Origin of the sequence: Elizabethkingia argenteiflava, from assembly GCF_009904105.1 — a bacterium.
Taxonomy (GTDB): Bacteria; Bacteroidota; Bacteroidia; order Flavobacteriales; family Weeksellaceae; genus Elizabethkingia; species Elizabethkingia argenteiflava.
The window spans coordinates 1-397 of record NZ_JAAABJ010000173.1 but is presented as its reverse complement, the minus strand read 5'-3'; the positions used below and the strand labels follow the sequence as shown (position 1 = coordinate 397).

The following is a 397-nucleotide window of genomic DNA, read 5'->3' as shown; positions in this document are numbered from 1 at the left end:
CTGTGCTGCCTCTAAGGAGGTAAATTATGTTATTCTACCGAAAAGTGATACTTCCACAGGCGGTAAGGTAAGTTTCAAACAAAAAGCAAATACCGTTATGATGGATATTGCAGTCACAGGGCTAACACCAGGGGAACATGCCGTACATATACATGATAAAGCGGATTTCTCTGCCGCAGAATCTACCTCTACTGGTGGACACTGTAATCCTTCTGGCAACGACCACGGAAAATGGGAATATGAACATTTCCATATGGGAGATATTGTCAACCTTACGGCAGATGTTAAAGTAAATGGAGATCTTAGCTTTATAACAGATAAATGTTGTAGAGGTTGTATTTATGTATCTAAAAATATTTTAATTGTCGGGCTTATTATACATTCTGGGGCCGATGAT

1 protein-coding gene is annotated in these 397 nt (G+C 39.3%); it reads left to right on the top strand.

The annotated features are described in order from the left end of the window. Nucleotides 1–397, top strand: a 397-nt coding sequence (locus GNY06_RS01400; protein WP_166518474.1) for a superoxide dismutase family protein, incomplete at both ends; no start/stop codon positions are given.